Genomic DNA, 3,015 nt, shown 5'->3' with positions numbered 1-3,015 from the left:
GAAAGATGTTGTTCTTTCAAAACTGGATAAACGGTGCATTGATTGTTTCAAACATTTTGGTTAAGTCCTCGATCGATTAGTATTCGTCAGCTCCATGTGTCACCACACTTCCACCTCGAACCTATCTACCTCATCGTCTTTGAGGGATCTTACTTACTTGCGTAATGGGAAATCTCATCTTGAGGGGGGCTTCATGCTTAGATGCTTTCAGCACTTATCCCGTCCACACATAGCTACCCAGCGATGCCTTTGGCAAGACAACTGGTACACCAGCGGTGTGTCCATCCCGGTCCTCTCGTACTAAGGACAGCTCCTCTCAAATTTCCTACGCCCACGACGGATAGGGACCGAACTGTCTCACGACGTTCTGAACCCAGCTCGCGTACCGCTTTAATGGGCGAACAGCCCAACCCTTGGGACCGACTACAGCCCCAGGATGCGATGAGCCGACATCGAGGTGCCAAACCTCCCCGTCGATGTGGACTCTTGGGGGAGATAAGCCTGTTATCCCCGGGGTAGCTTTTATCCGTTGAGCGATGGCCCTTCCATGCGGAACCACCGGATCACTAAGCCCGTCTTTCGACCCTGCTCGACTTGTAGGTCTCGCAGTCAAGCTCCCTTGTGCCTTTACACTCTACGAATGATTTCCAACCATTCTGAGGGAACCTTTGGGCGCCTCCGTTACCTTTTAGGAGGCGACCGCCCCAGTCAAACTGTCCGCCTGACACTGTCTCCTACCCCGCTAAGGGGCATGGGTTAGAATTTCAATACAACCAGGGTAGTATCCCACCGACGCCTCCTTCGAAGCTGGCGCTCCGAGATCTCTGGCTCCTACCTATCCTGTACAAGTTGTACCAAAATTCAATATCAGGCTACAGTAAAGCTCCACGGGGTCTTTCCGTCCTGTCGCGGGTAACCTGCATCTTCACAGGTACTATAATTTCACCGAGTCTCTCGTTGAGACAGTGCCCAGATCGTTACGCCTTTCGTGCGGGTCGGAACTTACCCGACAAGGAATTTCGCTACCTTAGGACCGTTATAGTTACGGCCGCCGTTTACTGGGGCTTCAATTCGCAGCTTCGCTTGCGCTAACCACTCCTCTTAACCTTCCAGCACCGGGCAGGCGTCAGCCCCTATACGTCACCTTACGGTTTTGCAGAGACCTGTGTTTTTGCTAAACAGTCGCCTGGGCCTATTCACTGCGGCTCTCATGCGCTTGCACGCTCAAGAGCACCCCTTCTCCCGAAGTTACGGGGTCATTTTGCCGAGTTCCTTAACGAGAGTTCTCTCGCACACCTTAGGATTCTCTCCTCGACTACCTGTGTCGGTTTGCGGTACGGGCACCTCTCACCTCGATAGAGGCTTTTCTTGGCAGTGTGAAATCAGGAACTTCGTCCTTAAAGGACTCGCCATCACAGCTCAACGTTACAGTGTGCGGATTTGCCTACACACACGCCTTACTGCTTGGACGCGCACAACCAACGGCGCGCTTACCCTATCCTACTGCGTCCCCCCATTTCTCAAACGGTGAGGAGGTGGTACAGGAATATCAACCTGTTGTCCATCGCCTACGCCTATCGGCCTCGGCTTAGGTCCCGACTAACCCTGAGCGGACGAGCCTTCCTCAGGAAACCTTAGTCATACGGTGGACGGGATTCTCACCCGTCTTTCGCTACTCATACCGGCATTCTCACTTCTAAGCGCTCCACCAGTCCTTCCGGTCTGACTTCAACGCACTTAGAACGCTCTCCTACCACTGACATCATAGATGTCAATCCACAGCTTCGGTGAATCGTTTAGCCCCGATACATTTTCGGCGCAGCGTCACTCGACCAGTGAGCTATTACGCACTCTTTAAATGATGGCTGCTTCTAAGCCAACATCCTGGTTGTCTGTGCAACGCCACATCCTTTTCCACTTAACGATTACTTTGGGACCTTAGCTGGTGGTCTGGGCTGTTTCCCTTTTGACTACGGATCTTATCACTCGCAGTCTGACTCCCGTGTATAAATATCTGGCATTCGGAGTTTGTCTGAATTCGGTAAACCGGGATGGCCCCCTAGTCCAAACAGTGCTCTACCTCCAGTATTCTCATCACGAGGCTAGCCCTAAAGCTATTTCGGAGAGAACCAGCTATCTCCAGGTTCGATTGGAATTTCTCCGCTACCCACACCTCATCCCCGCACTTTTCAACGTGCGTGGGTTCGGGCCTCCAGTAAGTGTTACCTTACCTTCACCCTGGACATGGGTAGATCACCTGGTTTCGGGTCTACGACCACGTACTAATTCGCCCTATTCAGACTCGCTTTCGCTGCGGCTCCGTCTTCTAAAACTTAACCTCGCACGTAATCGTAACTCGCCGGTTCATTCTACAAAAGGCACGCTATCACCCATTAACGGGCTCTAACTACTTGTAGGCACACGGTTTCAGGATCTATTTCACTCCCCTTCCGGGGTGCTTTTCACCTTTCCCTCACGGTACTGGTTCACTATCGGTCACTAGGTAGTATTTAGCCTTGGGAGATGGTCCTCCCAGATTCCGACGGAATTTCACGTGTTCCGCCGTACTCAGGATCCACTCAGGAGGGAATGAACTTTCGACTACAGGGCTTTTACCTGCTCTGGCGGACCTTTCCAAGTCGCTTCATCTAACTCATTCTTTTGTAACTCCGTATTGAGTGTCCTACAACCCCAAGAGGCAAGCCTCTTGGTTTGGGCTCTTCCCGTTTCGCTCGCCGCTACTCAGGGAATCGATTTTTCTTTCTCTTCCTCCAGGTACTTAGATGTTTCAGTTCCCTGGGTCTGCCTTCAAGACGCTATGTATTCACGTCAAGATACTACGCGATTAAACGTAGTGGGTTCCCCCATTCGGAAATCTCCGGATCAAAGCTCACTTACAGCTCCCCGAAGCATATCGGTGTTAGTGCCGTCCTTCTTCGGCTCCTAGTGCCAAGGCATTCGCCGTGCGCCCTTAATAACTTAACCAAAGTTATTAAGCCTAAAAAACTTAAAAAA

1 rRNA gene is annotated in these 3,015 nt (G+C 51.5%); it reads right to left on the bottom strand.

Annotated elements, in window-relative coordinates:
• Nucleotides 1-56 precede the first annotated feature (56 nt).
• Nucleotides 57-2,985 (bottom strand): 23S ribosomal RNA (locus tag H131_RS21895).
• Between the last annotated feature and the right edge of the window lie 30 nt (nucleotides 2,986-3,015).

The sequence above is a fragment of the Lysinibacillus sphaericus OT4b.31 genome, assembly GCF_000392615.1.
Lineage (GTDB): Bacteria > Bacillota > Bacilli > Bacillales_A > Planococcaceae > Lysinibacillus > Lysinibacillus sphaericus_B.
This window is presented reverse-complemented; position numbering and strand designations above follow the sequence as displayed.